The organism is Pedobacter nyackensis (assembly GCF_032678475.1).
Lineage (GTDB): Bacteria > Bacteroidota > Bacteroidia > Sphingobacteriales > Sphingobacteriaceae > Pedobacter > Pedobacter nyackensis_A.
The window spans coordinates 470,306-488,931 of sequence record NZ_JAVTSF010000004.1; the positions used below are offsets into that span (position 1 = coordinate 470,306).

The following is an 18,626-nucleotide window of genomic DNA, read 5'->3' on the forward strand; positions in this document are numbered from 1 at the left end:
TCCGGTCTTCATCCTGAATTAAAGATACAGCCTGCTATACTAATTCCAGTTGTCTATTTTTACATCAATGGGATCTGGAGTACCTTTTCCGGTTTCTATAAGAGACTTAAGGCTCATTAGAAATATTGCCCATTTGGTACTGCAATGATGCATAAACTCTACGGGTTCCTTCCAGTTTAAGTGCCTGAAAAGAACAATAACGTATTCGCCTTCTTGTTTCAGTTCCCAGGTAATGGTTGTGCCCACCCATTCATCCGGTCCAGCTACAACTACCCAACCCACATATGTAGGCGCTGTAAGTTCTGAAACTTTGATATCAAAACCTCCCGCTCCAAAGCGAAATTCGATGATATTGCCAACCTGATTACCTTCTCCCTGAGTGTTACTTGTCCACCACCCGGCAAGACCATGCCGTGTAGTCAATGCCTGATAAACATCGTCAATAGACGACGATTTGATTCCAATTCTATGCAAGATATCTGCCATAACTATTTTCTCCTTTTTATACGTAAAAATAAGGCTTAAAAATTTGATATACAGGGCGTAAAACAGACATTCCAATGGGTTGATTTAGACAACCAAAATTTTTATATTCGTTAAAAAGATTATGAAACATCTCACCATAGTTGTTCCGGATGGTCAAAATAACCTAAGCAGCATTGTAGGCGCATATAAGATATTTACAAGGGCCAACGCTTATTGGCTAAATACCGGAAAGAAGGAACTATTTAAAATCCAACTGGCAGGAATTTCCAAAGAAGTAGATTTCTATGAAGGATTGTTTACGGTAAAACCGCATACGACTATTGCCTCAATAAAGAAAACTGATCTCATTATTATCCCTTCATTAAACCATAATTACGAAGATGCGGTAAAGGGTAATAAATTAGTGATTGACTGGATAGAGAACCAATATAAAGCAGGTGCCGAGGTTGCAAGTATATGCACCGGTGCATTTATGCTCGCCTCAACAGGCTTGCTGGATGGAAAAAACTGTTCTACACATTGGGCTGCAGCAGATAATTTCAGGCTGATGTTTCCAAGGGTAAACCTACATGCCGATCAACTGATTACCGATGAAAATGGGATCTACACGAATGGAGGGGCATACTCCTTTCTGAACCTGATGATTTATCTGATAGAAAAATATTACGACAGGCAAACGGCGATCTTCTGTTCCAAAGTTTTTCAGATCGAAATAGACAGGCAAAGCCAGTCGGCCTTTACCATATTTACCGGCCAAAAAAAGCACGATGATGAAATGATAAAAAATGCCCAGGCTTATATTGAGAGTAAGCTTGATGAAAAAATATCTATTGAACATTTGTCGTCCCACTTTTCTGTTGGCAGGCGAAATTTTGACAGACGATTTATCAAAGCTACAGGGAATACACCTATCGAATATGCACAAAGGGTAAAAATTGAATCGGCCAAGAAGTCATTTGAAACCAGCCGAAAAACAATTAGCGAAGTCATGTATGGAGTAGGCTATTCGGATGTCAAAGCATTTCGGGAGGTTTTTAGAAAAATAACAGGATTATCTCCACTGGAGTATAAGCGAAAATATAATAAAGATATGCAGTATTAAATGGAAATCTCTTCATACAATACATCAAACCTGCCTTGATAAATATATGTCTCCCCCACTCCACCACCATATTCTTTACTTCTTTTCAAGTGCAGGTAAAAATCTCCTGTTATGCGTTTCTTTAAATTGTCGATAAGCCTTATCTCAAACTTGTTGGTTTTAGTAGAATCTAATTGATATTTATCAGAGATTGAAGCAGACAGACGAGTGGGTGATAAAGTGGAATAAGCCTCTAACTTTTCAATCTTTTCCTTCAGAGCAGGCCTCTTAAATCTTATGGTAAAGGTTTCATTAGCCTCATTTCCCAAAATCGAAATTATACTGTCTTTGGTATTAAAAGAGGCAGCGGCGGCCGTTTCCGACCACTGTACTTCATTTTTCTTAACTTTAATAGACGACGCAGAAGATCCACTATCCGAATTCCTCGTTTTACAATTTGAAAACAGCAGGACCAAAATACACAACGGTAACACTAAATATTTCATCGTTTTTTATTATTTCCTTAAAATTTTATCCATTGTCTTTCCTTTTGCCAACTCATCAATCAGCTTGTCCAGATAACGTATCTGCCGCATGAGTTCCTCTTCAATTTCTTCCACCCGGTAACCACAGATTACACCTGTAATTTTTGAAACATTGGGATTAATTTGTGGTGCCTGAGCAAAAAAAGTTTCAAAATCGGTTTTATTGTCTAAAAGTCGCTGGAATGTCTGCGCATCGTATCCTGTCAGCCAAAATATGATTTCATCTACTTCCTCTTTTGTCCGCCCTTTTTTCTCTGCCTTTTGAATGTAATGCGGATAAACGCCTGCAAAAGACATTTTATAGACTCTTGTATTGTTCATTATACCTGTTATTAATTCCTAAAGTTATTCGTTTTATCTGAAGGACAGAAATTATATGATTGCAAAAATAACATCAATATTTGTCAAGATAGTGGCTTCCAGACCAACACCATTACTGTAGTTTTGGAGTTGTTGCTTATCTATAACCAGACAGGCCAGCCATTGGCATGTTTCTATAGGACAGCAACACATAACGAATATTTCAATGGTTAGAATTCTATTTCTTTTGGCCTTTATTGGCCTTAATCTTAACACGGTAAAACTGTCTGCTCAAACAAAATCCGCAGCATCATTAGTCAATAGTAACACACATGATCGTAAATACCACGTATCTGTCAATGGTAATGATGCCAATAATGGATCATCCTCCAGCCCGTTAAAAACCATAACGGCAGCAGCCGGCAAAGCGATGCCTGGCGATGTAATTGTGGTGCACGCGGGCATTTATAGGGAGCAGATTACACCACCCCGGGGTGGCAATTCTGATACGGAGCGCATTGTATACCAGGCAGCAAAAGGAGAGAAAGTGACCATTAAAGGATCTGAAGTCGTAAAAGGCTGGCAACGTCAGGCACATGATACATGGATTGTGAAAATTGCCAACAGCTTTTTCAAGGATTTCAACCCATATAAAGAAGACATTCATGGCGATTGGTTTTGGCCAACCCCAAAAGAGAGAAAATACCTGAGAGGCGCCGTATACCTGAATGGCGACTGGCTGATGGAAGCAGCAAAAAAAGAAGAAGTTTTTGGGGAAACTGATCAAAAAAATCCGCTTTGGTGTGCAACGGTAGACAAAGACAGTACCACCATCTGGGCACAGTTTAAAAACGTGGACCCGAACCGGGAACTTGTGGAGATAAATGTTCGTCAAACAGTTTTCTACCCAGATAAGCCCTTCATCAATTTTATTACTGTTCAGGGATTTGTTATGGAGCAGGCTGCGACCAATTGGGCTCCTCCCACTGCCGAACAAATGGGTCTGATTGGCACACACTGGAGCCGTGGCTGGATCATTGAAAATAATACCATTCAATATTCCAAATGTGTAGGCATTGCCCTGGGGAAATACGGAGATCAGCATGATAACCATCAGACTGAATCAGCAGAAGGCTATGTTGGTACAATTAAAAGGGCGTTGGCTTTTGGCTGGAGTAAAGGAACTATAGGCGGACATCTTGTTCGCAACAACACCATTGCTTACTGTGAGCAAACAGGGATTGTAGGCAGTATGGGTTGCGCATTCAGCGTAGTAGAAGGAAATACCATTCATGATATCCATATTCGCCGCTTATTTAGCGGAGCAGAGCAGGCAGGGATTAAATTTCATGGCGCTGTGGATGTACAAATCCGCAATAACCATATTTACAGAAGTAGTTTTGGTATCTGGCTCGATTGGATGGCCCAGGGTGCCCAGGTAAAAAACAACCTGATGCATGATAATAAAGAGGATATTTTTTTAGAAGTAAACCATGGCCCAATGCTGGTCAGCAACAATATTTTATTATCTAAAACTAACCTGCTGATGAATTCCAGTGGAGCAGCTTTTGTACACAACGTTTTCGGTGGAAAAATAGAAGTGATCAATTACGATGGCCGGTTAACTCCTTATCAAAGACCTCATTCTACTTTTGTTGATGGCTTACATGACAATCCCGGTGGAGATGTCCAGTTTGTCAACAACCTTTTTATAAATGGTGGAAATGCAGGCCAATATGGGAAGGCACTACTACCAGTAACATTTATCGGAAATGTATATACGAAAGGAGCTATAAGGGCCATTAAGAATGACAAGCCGATGAGATTGGGTGAAACGACAAAAGACACAAAAGAAAAACTAAAACAGCAGAAAGAACAGGATGCAACTGAACAACAGGCCTTAATTAAAAACGACTTCGATGCAGGGGGACTACTAACAACCCGGGAAGGCCAGGTTTATCTGGACATTAATCTTGATAAAAAATGGTTAACGGAACAACCAAGAAAAATGGTGACAACCAAATCACTTCTACCTGCAATTGTGCCTGACCTGCCTTATGAAAATGTAGACGGCTCTCCATTCAAATTAGATACCGACTACCTTGGTCGTAAACGCAATACCAAGAATCCTTCACCGGGCCCTTTTGAAATTAAACAAAATGGCAAACAACAAATTAGGGTCTGGTAAATAAAATTTTTAATTTAAAGGTATATCCGCAGTTAGCACTAAGAATTATGAAACTGTTAAAACTATTTTCTTTTTTGTTGTTATACCCTTTTGGTATTTATGCTCAAAATCATCATCAGGAAATTCCCCATGTTGCAACGTTAAAAAACACCTGGACAAAACGGCCCCAACGTATTCCAAATGACGTTTCGATAGATGCACCATTGATGGGAAATGGTGATGTGACGATGAGCGTAGGATACAAAGACAATTCATTACGCTACTATATCTCAAAAAATGATTTTTGGCGGTTACGTTCCCAATCCGATAACCTATCTGGACCACGCGTGGCAGGATTTGTAGACATTAACATCGAAGATTTGAATGATGCGAATTTTACTGCGCAGCAGCTAATCAAAAATGGCATCACTACTTGCCTGTTGAATAAAGGTGCGGGTAAAATAGCAGCAAAATCTTGGGTATCGGCTACTGAGAACCTAATCTTTATAGAAATTAAGGCTATTCATAAAGCAGCAAAAATTTCTATTGGTTTAATCAGCCCGGAAAACCCACAGGCAAATGTAAAAGCGGGGAAAGTAAATAATATTTATTGGCTTACCCGTGCTTTTACTGATCAGGTGGATATTCCAACAGAAGTAGCGATAGCTTTAAAGACCATTAATTTTAAAGATACAATTACCCTGCAGCCAGGTAAGAAATTACTTATAGCTATTGCGGTTGAAAGCAAATTCAAAAACGAAAAACCGCTGGAATTTGTGTTGAACCAAATAAAAAAAGTCAATGAAAATTCGACTGCAATAACAATGAAGCAACACAATAAGTGGTGGGATGCCTACTGGAATAAGTCTGCAGTAACCATTGAAGATACCACTTTAATGAAAGCATATTACCAGGGGCTATATACGATGGCAGCCTGTAGTCGCGATCCGAAATTCCCTCCAGGGATATTTGGATGGACAACCACAGATAAACCGGCCTGGAATGGAGACTATCACCTGAACTATAATTTTCAAGCTCCATTTTATGCTATGAGCTCGTCCAATCGTCTTGAACAATCCATTCCACACGATGCACCGCTTCTTGATTTTATGCCAAGAGGAGAATGGTACGCTAAAAATGTTACGCATACCCGGGGGATTTTGTATCCCGTAGGTATCGGGCCTATGGGGATTGAAGTAACCAAAAGCCATCCTTCCTATATCAATTCAAAAAATTCGGAGCTGGAAGGCCTGTTTTTTGGTCAACGCTCCAATGCCGCCTACGGACTGCTCAATATGGCCCAGTACTGGCGTTCTACTTACGACAATAGTTATGGCAAAAAGATATATCCCTATGCCCTGGGCGTAGTAAACTTTTGGGAGGATTACTTAAAATTTGAAAACGGCAGGTATGTCATTTATGACGATGCAGTTCATGAAGGCTCAGGCAACGACAAAAACTCCATTTTATCACTGGGGCTTATTCGAAATACCTTTGATTTGATTCTTGATTTGAGTACTAGTTTAAAAATAGATGAAAACAGACAAAACAAATGGAGGGATATTTTAAGCAAACTCAGCGAGTTCCCTGTTCAAACCAGGAATAACAAAAAAGTATTTAGGTATAGCGAAGTAGGTACTGCCTGGTGGAATGACAATGGATTAGGCATTCAACATATTTACCCTGCTAATGCGATCACGCTCGACAGCAAGGAAGAGTTAATAACAATTGCCCGTAATACTATTGACGAAATGCAACGCTGGCATGATTCGAATACCAGCAGCAGTTTTTATACCGCGGCTGTCCGGGTTGGTTATGATCCCCAGGTTATTTTAAATGAATTGCATAAATATGCTTTGAAGACCTACCCAAATGGGTTTCAGTTCAACAATCCCCATGGTATCGAAAACAGTTGTACCGTTACAAATGCGCTCAATGAAATGCTTTGCATGAGTGTAGGAAACAACATTCGACTGTTTGGTAGTTTTCCTAAAAATAAAAACGCAAGTTTTAAAGACATCAGGGCCTGGGGTGCTTTCCTGGTTTCAGCAAGCTTAACAAATGAAATTGTATCTGATGTTAAAATCCGGAGTGAAAAAGGAAGACTTTGCAATGTAACTAATCCCTGGCCAGGCAAAAAAGTACTTTTGGTACGTAACGGAAAAAAGGCTGAAGTACTTGAAGGACATAAAATTTCTTTTAAAACAGCAGTAAATGAAACTGTGCAGCTGAAACCAATAGCTCGCTAATAACAGAGCGAGGACTCCAGTGCTGAAATCCTCGCTCTTCTCAACTACTTTCGAAAAAGAGGTACCAGGTCTTCCTGAGGATAAAGTACAACTTTTCCAGATGGTTCTTTTCCTAATCCTACATACCAGCTTTGCACACCTCCACCTTCATAGCCATATTTGTTAGGCAATTGAATCCCTGCAGACATAAAACTATAGTTGACGTCATTATCTATAAGATATTCTTTCTTCCCGGCCTTCAATAGAAAAACGTACATTTCACCCTCCAGCGGCGGTATCTTAATAAATTCTGTCCACTGCTTAGGTTGTACGTTTCTTACCAGGTATTCTGCTGCATTAACATCAGAACCATCACCATAAGCAACATCCAAAGCCATCCCCGGTGGAAAATCAAAATAGAAGGCAATTTGCTCTACTCCATCAACACCTGCCGGATATAAATAAGTTTCGGTCACTTTTACACCGTCATAAAAAAAGTTAATCGGTTTATCTGCAGGTCCGTTACTTTTTATGCTTTGCGTATAAAGCACCTCTCCTGAACTTTTTTTCTTTAGTTCCATCTTTACGACATCCTCTTTTTCGTAGGCCATGTTGCCATTAAAACTTGCCTTGCCATAGTATTCCCGCATCTTGACTCCGTCGAAATACTGTTCCAGCGTATCGCCCATTACAAAGCCCTTAAAACTGATGGGACGTAAATTTTTAATAGGTGTAATCGCCGGTTCGCCATCCTTTTCACATGAGGAAGTTAGTACCACCAGGAATGTGATCAAAATCATTAATGCATTATATTTTTGTTTCATGTTATTTCAGTATTGAGTATAGAATTAAAAATTATAGGAAAGTGAGAGACTGAAGCTGCGCCCTAAGTACCGGGTAAAAGTCTGACGGTCGCCAATCTGTCTGGAAATACCTTTACTATCATCCGCATAGCCTTCTTCGAATTTATTGGTAAAACCCCATTTGTATTTATAAACGTCATTCCATTCCGAATTAACAGGTGGCTTTGCATTTTTTATCTCGTAAGTAGAGGCATCATTTATAAAAAAGCGGTAAGGAGCATCCAGCAGATTACTCATGTTAAGTTTGAACTGCGCTTTATTACGGTAAAAACGATAACTGACTTGAGCGTCCAGCTGACTTCTTGGTCTTTCGTATTCTACCAGATTTGGATCATTTCCGGTAATAAATGTCTTATACCCCATGTAATTGTAAACCAGGTTCAGGCCTAAATACTTACCTGTGTAATTCAAACCACCATTTACTACCGTAGGCACCTGCCCATATAACGGACGTTTGTATTTCATATACTCGTAATAGGAAGTCTGTTTTCCCTGGGCATCTATTTCATACCTCAACACCCTGGACTGTACTTCAGATTTCAGCAAGGTAAGGTTACCACTCAATGTAATCTCTTTTAGCAAAGCAACTGAAGGCGCTATAAAACCGAGAGACTTGCGAACTTCTACCTCCATACCTCGGATTTTACCCCAATCGGAATTATTGGTATAGACATATAGATTGTCGGTTCCCGAAACATCATCAACGGCATAGAACTCTGCCGGTTTATCAAAATACTTGTAAAAACCACCAATGGAAATAACGTCTCCTGCCCCGGGAAACCACTCTAGTTTAATGTCATAATTGTCAATTGTCGTAGACTCCAGTCCCAAATTCACCTGCATCCTTCCAAAATTGGTATTGTACCTGGAGAACCTGGAATTATCCATTAATGAAGGCCTAACGGCAGTTTTTGCATAAGAAACACGCAGATTGAGGTTGTTAACCGGTGTATAGGTCAAATGAGCTGAAGGCATAAACTTCCATCTTACACTATCCCTAAGTGTCACTTCAGGCGTCCACTGCATATTGCTACTGTTCTGCAAACTATCGTACCTGAAATACTCATACCTTCCTCCCCAAACCAACCTTAATTTATTTGCGATCCTATTGTCGAGCATCGCATACACAGCCTTGTTGACATCCTTGCCTTCGTATCGGCTCAAGTGGAATGATGAGGGCATATAAAGCACATTTTCCATTGGCTTTTCCATCCCCATATGGTTACCAAATTCTTGTATCGCCATGTATCCATATGGATTGTTTAATGTTACAAAGCTAACTATCGGTAACATGTTCCACTCATAAGTGGCATGCCTGTCCAGGTAAAACACTCCGGTTTTGAAAACCTGCTTTTGTTTGCCGATATTAAAATCGATGGCTGCATTCAGGCCCGCAGTAAGGTTACGTTCCTGGTAAACGAATTTATCGCGTTCCAACACACCTCCACCACCCGGCGCACTACCCTGACCTGGCATATATTTATAAATCAACTTATTAGCCATTTCCTCAGGAAGAAGTCCCGCCGTAACCGCATCGGTTTCCCGGGCACTAATAGATACCCTTGCAGCGTTCCAGTCCAGTTTTACCTTACCCAACAAATGTTCCCCGCTCACTTTGTTCTGTAAAAGATCGGTAAAAACAGGCCGGTCATCTTCTTTAATTATTGGATGTTTATTGGTTCCCCCGTCTTTCGGCTCGCCATACCGCCAGCCAGTAATCCGTTCCAGCTGCTCGTTGAATACCCGTGAATAAAAATTGTTAGTCGTAATCTGATGTTTGTCGTCCCTGTAGCCTCCATTCAACAACGCACCCAATGTGGTATTGAAATTGTACAGATGACCTTTATTAACATTATCAGGATCATTGGGTGTTACATTGATTTCCCAGCCTCCACGCCTGATGTTGTCTATTTCGTCGATATTCTGGGTATTTCGGTAACTCAAGGACCCCACAAAACCTATTTTCTGAGCCGTTTGTTTCCGCAACCCGTAACTCTGTCCAATGCTTAACTGGTAATTCTGAGAAGGCATACTTTGGAAAATCCTGCTACCCAGGCGCTCAGTTCCCCCTATCATACGGTTCTGATTGGCTACCTCTGCAGCAGTAGTATTTCCCGGATTCGAATTCCTTGGGTTGAAACTGGAGACATCTTTCAGTCCCGCCGGAAAATGATTCCTACTTCCATCATCAAAGCCCAGGTAATCATATTTCCCACGCTTATAAGCATAAAAATCTTCCCCAATAGTCCTGGAATTGAAAGAGGTACCTGCACTGAAAGAAATGAAATTCTCCCGCGGAATAGAGATTGTATTTACCTGGATCAGCCCTCCTCCGAAGCCGGAAGTCATATCAGGCGTAGCCGATTTGTTCACTACAACGCTTTCAACCAGGTTACTCGGGATCAGGGTAAAATCAAAATTCCGGCTTTGCACATCAGTGCTCGGCAACATAATCCCATCCAGCTGGGCTACATTGTATCTTTCCGCAGCACCTCTTACCACCACATTCCTATTATCAGTAGTACTCAATCCTGTAATCCGCTTGAGTGTTTCTCCGATATGTTTGTCGGGGGTCGCACCAATCTGTTCGGCAGAAATACCATCGGTCACCGTAGCCGCATTCTTTTGCCTGGCATACAAACCTTCTACAGACGCCTTGCGATAGGTACTGGTAATTATTACTGTATTAAGACTCTGGGCATTTTCCTTAAGAACAATATCAAGAGGCGTATGCTTATCTGAGATCACCTTAACATCTGTAATTCTTGTAGAACGGAAACCAATATAGCTTACTTCTAAGGTATAACTGCCCGGGGCAAGAGCAATCTGGTAACTTCCATCCACGGCACTACTAACAACCTGGTTAAGTCCGGGTACTTTCAGGGATGCTCCCGGGAGAGGTTCACCTTTACTGTCGAGGATTTTTCCTGAAATACGACCAGGTCGTTGTACCGGGCTATAAGTTACCACAATATTTTCACCTGTTTGCTGATAACGGGTTCCAGTACGTTTAGAAAGCAGTTGCAGCACTTGTAGAAGTGTGCCGCTGAACTGAAGGTCTATCTTCCGGTATTCTCTAATTTCGCCCAGTGTGTAAACAAAACTAAAGGGCGTTTTTGTCTCTATTTCCTCCAGTATAGCAGAAATCGTTTGCTGCCTGGCATTTATATTAATGTTAATTTCACTCATTTTCTGCGCTTCGGCCACATTAGCCATCAACAGCGTAGAGGTTGTAGCGAGTAAAACAAGGATTAAGGTGCTGTACTTCATGATAACGAATAGCTTCGTTCGTATTTTTTTCATTATTTTTGTTTGATTTTAAGGAGTTTATTCTTTTTAAAATGTATCCCCTTCTTTAGTTGTCCAGACGCGAAAAGGGGAATAATATTGATGGTCTGCGGTTAACACTGCAGACCTTTTTTAATTGTTTGCAGTTGGTCTATAGGCAGCCCCTCCCCTTAATAATAATGTGATTATCATGAATACTATAGGAAAAACCTGCGCTCTTTTTAAGCAGGTCGAGTAAAGCAGTTATCGACAAACTTTTAAAAGTTCCTTTAAACCGGCAGTTTTTTAACTGTTCCTGTTCAAAGCTGATCTTAACATTATACCATCTTTCCAGCATTAAGGCAATCTCCTCAAAACGCTCGCCTTTAAGGATCAGGATATCCTTTTTCCAGGCAGTAACCTGGGCGAGATTGCTCAGGGTATCGACTTTCAAAAGACCTGAAACTTTGGTATAAGACAACTGCTGCCCGGCTTTTAAATTCGCTAAGGCTTTTTTCTCATGGGATCCATTTTTAATTTCTCCTACTTCCACCAGCCCTGTTGCTACAGTCACGTCAATATTTCTGTCTTTATCAAATGCCCGGATGTTAAAAGATGTCCCCAGTACTTTGGTATATAAGCCAGTATATTCGACGATAAAAGGTTTAGCCGGGTTCTTTGCAACCTCAAAAAATCCTTCACCCTGAAATGATATTGTCCGGTTATTTATATTATAGTCCGATTTATAGCTGAGGCTACTTCCTCCACTAAGCGTAACTACAGTACCATCACTCAGTGATATAGTTTTCCTTTCTCCATATTGTGCGCTCAGGGTATGCGACTTCAAAGGGGTTTGCTGCGAGTGATTAAGGCTGCTAAAAAAATAAAGAAAACCGATCACAATAGTCAGACAGGCGGCCACTGCGTAAGGAATAAGATATCTAATCCAGTCCCTTTGAGGTTTGATTTGCTGCATAACCTTTTGTATGCGCAATTCGCTATCGGCATCCAATACCGCCTTAAGCCTACATTCTTCCCACAGCTGTTCCATCGGCCCGGATAATGCATCCCTGGCATGTGATTGGCTTATGAAATTCATAAGCTCCTTCTTTTCTTCAACGCTCAACCTGTTATCTACATAAGCGGAGAAGAGCTTGCTTAACTTCTGTTGTTCCATTACCAGTATGACAAACCCGAAATGGGTTTTGTCTACCAGTCCATATTAAGTTTAGATTAAACTTAATTCACAATTATTTAACACCGCATTTAGCTAGCGTAGAAAGCTGAGCAGCACCACTACACACAACTGATCGGAGACGCTTGTTCTTAACAATTGATATGATTTTGCCAGCTGAGTGCGTACGGTACTCGGAGAAAGGCCAAGTTTTGCAGCAATTTCACCCGTCGTTAATCCCTGTTCCACTTTCATGCGATAAATGATCTTACGCTGTGGAGAAAGCTGATCTACGAGCGTGTCTGCTATTTTTTTCAAGTCATTGTATTGCATTTCTGCTTCAGCATCAAAGCTGTCCTCTTGTGCTGCTGCATATTTTTCTTCATGGGCATATCGCCGTGCAATTTCTTTAAGGGTATTTATCGACTGGTTTTTAGCCATAGAAAACAGCCAGGCAGGAAGTGACTCAATTGTATTCAGTGATGTTCTTTTTTCCCATATTTTAAGAAATATATCCTGTGAGATTTCCTCCGCTAGTTCTGGGGACTTAACAATCTTCAAAGCAAATTGAAAAATCCGGGGTTCATGTCTGCGCATCAATTCTTCCAGGGCAGATGTTGCTCCTGCTGCCATTTCCCTCAGAAGTTCAGTATCTGTATGTATGTCAGCCCGCATTCTATCCATCGTTTAGTGCAAAAATAAAAGCCCCAATGTTATGGTAGTATTAAGATTTAGTATTTCATCAATACGATCTACCATAAGTAAAGTACTCAACTATTTATCTTCCAGCATTTTTTTTACGATCGGTTCAATGGCGTTTGCCCAGGTTTTGTATCCTTCTGGTTGTAAATGAATACCATCTGATCCGTATTTCGAGGGGTCCAGATCACCATTGGACAACATAAAAGGTGCAGCTATCATTTCGTATTTAAATTTGTTATGCGGCTGTCGGGCCAACAAACGGTGGACTTCTTCGTATTTTTTTCTTCTTTCCTCATCTTTTTTCAGTCCTACAGGTAAAGGGCCTAGTAAAAGTACCTTTGTTGAAGGCATATTTTTTGATGTCCAATCGGTGATTTTTTTGATGCCTTCAGCAACTTCTATCGGACTATCTCCTGCAATCAAGTTGTTTACGCCAATCATTACCACCATCACCTTTGGTTTAGCCTTTGCATAATTACCATTTTGAAGACGCCATAGTATATTTTGAGCTTTATCACCAGAAATACCTGCGGTTTCCCATTTCAGGTTTACAAAAACACTATCAAAAAAAATTCTACCTGGTTTGTAAGTTACCGACGTTCTATTGCCGCCTATCCCTTGCGTAATCGAATTACCTAAAAAAAGAATATCCAGACCTTTTTCAGCCATTAACAGGCTATCTATGTCATCCTTCTGTGCCCACCAATCTTTACCATTATTCCACCCTGCTCCAGATCTGTATTCGAATCCGGGTGCTGCAATTGTAGCAAAATTAACCTTCTGCCCGGTTGCGGCTAAAATAAAATTAGTAATCGGCGTAGGGTCCTGTAAGCTGTGCGGATGGTGATTTACGCCAGGTTTATGTATAACCTTGATATTACCTCCTGAAGCCAGTACCCGTTGCTCAAATGGCGTTGTATTTTCCGCAATAGGCACAACATTATCCACATCTCCTACTACATGCAACATCGGAAAACCTAGCTTTGCTATTTTTTCGGCATTGTCTAAAGGACTATTTTTAAAGTTATCGGCTTGCTCATCTGTTAGCTGGTAATCTTTCTTAAATATTTCCCAGTTTTCCTTGCTGCCTGGACTTGTACCTTTGCCCCCCGGCCAGCTTTTTAAATCGAGCACCGGTGCATCGGCATAAACACAAGCTACCTTACCTGGATTGGCCAAAGCCCAATTGTATACATAAACCCCACCCCTGCTCATGCCTTCTAAAGCTACTTTTTTCGAAAGTCCACATACTTGCATCAGGTTGTAAAATTTGTTCCATAAACCGATGGCTTCTGTATTACCAAAAAGTTCCGACGCATCGCAATAGGCTATATGAAAACCTCTTTCCAGCAAGGAAACATCAGCTTGTGGTTCATGCCCCCAGAACCTTGCCCGCAAAACCCAGGGCTTGCCGACAGCGGCTATCTTTGGTTTTACAATTTTACATTCCCTTCCGTTCAATTTAAATGTTGCACATTCAAATCCGTTGAAATTGCTAATATTTTTCTCTTCTTTGATTTTAGAGAAGATATCTGATTTTTTATCCCCCTTTTGTGTGATGGCCTCATATAAGCGCGACGCGATTACCGCAGCACCAATAGACGATGGATGAATCTTATCCGGAAGCAGGTCGGGTTTATCAAGAAATAGGCTATGTAGGTTAACCACCTCCAATTTTTCTTCATAAGCCAGATGTTTGATCATAGGGATGATGTTCTTCTGTATCACAGCATCATAGATTTGATTGGTATCGGTTGAAAAGCTGGGTAAAGGCAGCAATAAAATGATACGGGGTTTGGAAGGCAACCGTCTAAAGCTCGAAATAAGTTCCTTATAATTACTTTCAAATTCATTGTATCTTCCCCTGTTGGCCGCCTTGCTATCATTGGTTCCAAGCTTTATCAACACAATATTAGGGTTGCTGGCTAATGCGTCGGCATAGGCCTTTGTTTTCCAATAAGGGTTTACAGTATTTTTTAACAAGGTGGCGCCGCTCTGTCCAAAATTCATTACTTCATAACCGTTACCCAGCATACGCTGCAATTGTGCAGGATAGGAATTTTTCTCCCGATTAAATACCCCCGAACCATACGTAATGCTATTGCCTACGCAGGCAACTCTAATCTTCTGGGCCGATACTGAAGTGTAGAAAAAGATAGAAAAAAGAAACAGGACAAGCTTAGTATTCATATTTGGTTTCATCAAAGTGTGTTTTTTATGTAGGTTAATTACTACCAGGCCAGGCTACCGGTTTGTTATCAGATTTATTAATCGGCATAGGTGCATTCCATCCTTTAAGCTTTTTCCCCAGCAAATCGGTTAATTCGTTTGTTTTTCCGGCGTTTTGCAGGGATAAGTCTTGCGTTTCTGAAATGTCGTTCTTTAGGTTATACAATTCCCTTTTGCCATTGCGTTGGTTGTAAACCAATTTCCAGTCGCCCATGCGCAATGCGCTAAAATAATTGATACCTATCTCTTTGGCGTTGTTCCATTTGTTGGGATAGTGCCATACCAATACACGGGAATCATCTTTAAACGAAGGGTTCTTAAGTATGGGTACAAAACTCTTTCCATCAATCTTCTGTACGGTTTTGTAGTTTTTAATGCCGGCAAGCTCCAGAATGGTAGGAAAATAATCTTCAATAATAAGATACTGATTGGCTACTGTACCGGGCTTTACCAATGCAGGATATTTGACCAGCATCGGTTCCCGGATCCCACCTTCATATACTGAACCTTTTCCTGCTTTTAGCGGCAGGTTCTGTGTATGTTCTTCACCTCCTCTTTCACTGGCTAAACTTAAACCTCCATTGTCGCTCATAAAAATAATCAAAGTGTTTTTTTCAATGCCTTTCTTTTTTACAAAATCAAGGATGTCGCCCAAACTTTTATCCATCCCCTCTACTAAACTGGAGTAAGCAGCGTCAGTTTTATCCAGTCCGGCATCAAGGTATTTTTTCAGAAATCTTTCATCTCCCTGTATAGGTGTATGTACCGCATAATGCGACATATTCAAAAAAAATGGCTGCTTGCTTTTAATAGGTGCTTCCAGTGTTTTCAACGCTTCTTTTGTCAGCCCTTCCGTTAAAAAAACGTCAGTACCAAAGTACTCTTCCATATCGGGAACTGCACGACTTGTAGTTTTACCAGGCATATTGCCATAGTTCTCCTTCGGCAGATAACTTTGCGGATGACCTGCTGCATGCCCGGCAACATTTACCATAAAGCCCATGTTGTATGGGTTTGCGCCTGGCGTGCCTGCCGGCCCCCAATGCGCCTTGCCTACATGTATGGTAAAATAGCCTGCATCCTTTAACAGTTGAGGAAACGGAGTGGCATGAACTGTTTTTTCGATGCCTGCAACAGGACTCATCCCGTTGATATTCCAGTTTGCCGGCAAGAACTGACTGTCAACTGCATCTGTATTTTTATTCTTCTCAGGATTGGTCCAGTTGGTAATGCCACTATGGGCAGGATTTAATCCTGAAAGCATAGCAGAACGACTTGGTGTACATACGGGGGCTGCATAAGCATTGGTAAATTTCATACCTTCTCTGGCCATTCGCTCCATGTTTGGGGTATGGTAACGTCTGTTTAATGGAGTTGTTTTTGACCAAAATGGCAATGAAGTATCTTGCCAGCCCATATCATCAACCAGAAAAACAATGATATTAGGTTTTGTTGTGACCTGTGCCTGTGTGTTTTGAACACAACCGATAGCCAGGGCGATTAAAAGTGTACGTATAAGCATAAAAAATGAAGGATCATCCATAAACATATAAAATATCTTGCTCATATTCATCAAATATTTTAAACAGTCATTGTCCAGGACATCCATAAAATAGCACCATTCGATCAGTTGTAGGATAAACAATAGTTATAATTATTGGGCTGGCATTACTCCGGCTTTAGAAGGGGGTTACTAGGGCCTTTCTAGGGCTAAACACCCTAGAAAAGCCCTGTTAAGGCTTAAGTAAAACCCTGATAATGATCAAATAAATATTAACACAGATCAAACTTTATCCTATTATGTATGTTATTCCCCTACTGTTTAATTAATTACGCTTAATATTTATGATATGGGAAAAATATTCAATGGTATGTTCGGTACCATAATCGGATCAATGGGAAATGTAACTGCTTATATGTTAAATGGGCAGAATGTAACACGGCTTAAAGCCCGAAAAATCAGCCATTTTAGCAAAAATCAACTTGCAAACCAACAGGAAATGAAAGTTGTTAATGAGTTCTTTTATTTTATGACGGACTTTTTAAAAGCTGGATTTGGTTTAGCTGCTCAAGGCACAACTAAAAATTACCATAATCTGGCTACCTCTTACAATAAAAAAAATGCACTAAAGGGTGTATACCCGAATATAGAAATGGACTATACAAAGGCTTTGTTAAGCACAGGAGACCTGCTTGAAGCACAAAACCCAGTTGTGGAAGCCGTACCCGAAGGATTGAAATTTAACTGGGATTTACCGGAAGTAAATTCAAGATCAGGAGAAGATCAGGTTATGATACTGGCTTATGGAACAGTCTCGAAAAAGGTACAAAGTATTTCGTACGGACCGAAACGATCCGCAGGAGAAGCCATACTTCAACTGCCGCCTAAAATGCAGCAGGAGCCTGTAGAAACCTATATTTCTTTTGTATCAGCAGACCGCCAAAGTATTTCAAATAGTAGCTACGCAGGCAGAATTGAACCCGTTTCACAAATTTCCAAGGTTGTCAAAAAAACGACAAAGAAGGGCATTATCCTTTTAGCTATTGTATCGCCTAAAATGACTACAGTACAGCTAAAGGAGCCATCAAATCCTATATCAACGGATGCTCAGAAGAATTCATCATTCCGTTCTCCATTTTTAGATCCGGGCTGAGGCTACTGTAAACTCCTTGTTTGTAATAGCCTTCTCTTTAATTTTACGTGCAATTTTTAGGGCTTCATTCTCTGATACAGCCATTACGTAAATACAGATTTGCTCGTCTTCAAAAAAATAATGCCCGTTCATAGCGAGTTCGGAACGCTGCAAGTCATTTGCCAGGGAAATGACGTATACATCATTTTGCAAATTGAGCTGGATGAAATAACAATCTCTGGTAATATCCGTATAAAACCCGGGGTTGAGGTGACATGCTACAATCTGTGCATCGCTAAAGGTATTAAATCTACTTAAATAGGCTTTAGCAGCATCTTCATCATCAAAAGCTACATGAACGGGAATATCATTCAGTTCGTTGGACTCGAGGATAAAATAGATGGTTGAGTGGGTTACTGGTTGATGGAATTTCATATTACTGTTTTTAAACGTTAAATAATATGAGTCCCGACCGGGTTTGAGAGGTCTTTAATCTGTTTTAACCACACACAGGGTTAAAACGAAGATGCACTATAGCGAACTCTAAATACCGACCTGCCAGGCTTACCACAGCCCTTGGACACGGATTTACAATAGAGCCCATAACGCTATAGTGCACTATCAAAAGTACAACAATATTCATTATGGGCATTAACCTATTGTCTCTGTCCATGCAACATGTGGTAATTTGGCAGACGAGACTCTTTAATTAATACCTCATTTAAGAAGTAATGATATGTTGTTATATTTCTTTATTTCATTGGCTTAATATTTTTTTGGGGATCTATTCTCAGTTTATTTCAAGGTTTCACCTAACAACTTTCAGCTGCTACATGCACCTTACTCAAATGTAATTAGAAAACTTTAAATAACAAAATTATCCAATACATTAACATAAAATCAAATTGGTAAAATTTTGACAAAAAATCCAATATTTTGACTTCAATCACT

General features: G+C 40.4%; 14 protein-coding genes. 4 read left to right on the forward strand and 10 right to left on the reverse strand.

Translation table 11 applies throughout. From position 1 onward, the window contains the following. Nucleotides 1–39: 39 nt before the first annotated feature. The gene (locus tag R2Q84_RS15950; RefSeq protein ID WP_316817570.1) at nt 40–486 is read right to left on the reverse strand and encodes an SRPBCC domain-containing protein; all 447 of its coding nucleotides are present in this window, start codon (nt 484–486) and stop codon (nt 40–42) included. A 121-nt stretch (nt 487–607) separates the two neighbouring features. Between R2Q84_RS15950 and R2Q84_RS15955 the strand changes: the two genes are divergently transcribed. Next, a complete protein-coding gene (locus R2Q84_RS15955; protein ID WP_316817571.1) occupies nt 608–1,588 on the forward strand; it encodes a GlxA family transcriptional regulator in 981 nt (326 codons plus the stop codon). Here R2Q84_RS15955 and R2Q84_RS15960 read toward each other — a convergent pair. Together R2Q84_RS15960 and R2Q84_RS15965 are read right to left on the reverse strand one after the other, a co-directional pair. Next, nucleotides 1,585–2,073, reverse strand: a complete 489-nt coding sequence (locus R2Q84_RS15960) for a hypothetical protein (RefSeq protein ID WP_316817572.1) — start codon at nt 2,071–2,073, stop codon at nt 1,585–1,587. The two genes, R2Q84_RS15955 and R2Q84_RS15960, sit on opposite strands and share 4 nt — an antisense overlap. Before the next feature lie 9 nt (nt 2,074–2,082). Then, nucleotides 2,083–2,433 carry a DUF2200 domain-containing protein gene (locus tag R2Q84_RS15965; protein WP_316817573.1) on the reverse strand — a complete coding sequence of 117 codons (351 nt, stop codon included), beginning with the start codon at nt 2,431–2,433 and terminating at the stop codon, nt 2,083–2,085. Nucleotides 2,434–2,638: 205 nt separating this feature from the next. Here R2Q84_RS15965 and R2Q84_RS15970 point away from each other — a divergent pair, with 205 nt between their 5' ends. Further along, the gene (locus tag R2Q84_RS15970) at nt 2,639–4,600 is read left to right on the forward strand and encodes a right-handed parallel beta-helix repeat-containing protein (protein ID WP_316817574.1); all 1,962 of its coding nucleotides are present in this window, start codon (nt 2,639–2,641) and stop codon (nt 4,598–4,600) included. A gap of 47 nt (nt 4,601–4,647) precedes the next feature. After that, nucleotides 4,648–6,828: a glycosyl hydrolase family 95 catalytic domain-containing protein gene (locus R2Q84_RS15975; RefSeq protein WP_316817575.1), complete on the forward strand. Its 2,181-nt coding sequence runs from the start codon at nt 4,648–4,650 to the stop codon at nt 6,826–6,828. Between the two features lie 44 nt (nt 6,829–6,872). Here the strand turns inward: R2Q84_RS15975 and R2Q84_RS15980 are convergent, their stop codons facing one another. The 6 genes from R2Q84_RS15980 to R2Q84_RS16005 form a co-directional block, all read right to left on the reverse strand. Further along, nucleotides 6,873–7,631, reverse strand: a complete 759-nt coding sequence (locus tag R2Q84_RS15980) for a hypothetical protein (RefSeq protein ID WP_316817576.1) — start codon at nt 7,629–7,631, stop codon at nt 6,873–6,875. A gap of 24 nt (nt 7,632–7,655) precedes the next feature. Continuing rightward, nucleotides 7,656–10,973, reverse strand: coding sequence for a TonB-dependent receptor (locus R2Q84_RS15985; RefSeq protein ID WP_316817577.1), 3,318 nt, complete (start codon nt 10,971–10,973; stop codon nt 7,656–7,658). Nucleotides 10,974–11,109: 136 nt separating this feature from the next. Next, complete coding sequence (locus R2Q84_RS15990) at nt 11,110–12,114, reverse strand: FecR family protein (protein WP_316817578.1); 1,005 nt, start codon at nt 12,112–12,114, stop codon at nt 11,110–11,112. A gap of 93 nt (nt 12,115–12,207) precedes the next feature. Then, on the reverse strand, nt 12,208–12,795 hold the full coding sequence (locus R2Q84_RS15995) for an RNA polymerase sigma-70 factor (protein ID WP_316817579.1): 588 nt from the start codon (nt 12,793–12,795) through the stop codon (nt 12,208–12,210). Between the two features lie 90 nt (nt 12,796–12,885). Next, nucleotides 12,886–15,015, reverse strand: coding sequence for a GDSL-type esterase/lipase family protein (locus tag R2Q84_RS16000; RefSeq protein WP_316817580.1), 2,130 nt, complete (start codon nt 15,013–15,015; stop codon nt 12,886–12,888). A 22-nt stretch (nt 15,016–15,037) separates the two neighbouring features. After that, entirely contained in the window at nt 15,038–16,609 is a 1,572-nt protein-coding gene (locus R2Q84_RS16005) for a sulfatase (protein WP_316817581.1), read from the reverse strand. A gap of 283 nt (nt 16,610–16,892) precedes the next feature. Between R2Q84_RS16005 and R2Q84_RS16010 the strand changes: the two genes are divergently transcribed. After that, nucleotides 16,893–17,696 (forward strand): DUF6266 family protein, encoded by an 804-nt coding sequence (locus tag R2Q84_RS16010; RefSeq protein WP_316817582.1) that lies wholly within the window; start codon nt 16,893–16,895, stop codon nt 17,694–17,696. On the opposite strand, the gene R2Q84_RS16015 is transcribed toward R2Q84_RS16010, so the two are convergent. Then, nucleotides 17,682–18,110, reverse strand: a complete 429-nt coding sequence (locus R2Q84_RS16015) for a hypothetical protein (RefSeq protein ID WP_316817583.1) — start codon at nt 18,108–18,110, stop codon at nt 17,682–17,684. The two genes, R2Q84_RS16010 and R2Q84_RS16015, sit on opposite strands and share 15 nt — an antisense overlap. Between the last annotated feature and the right edge of the window lie 516 nt (nt 18,111–18,626).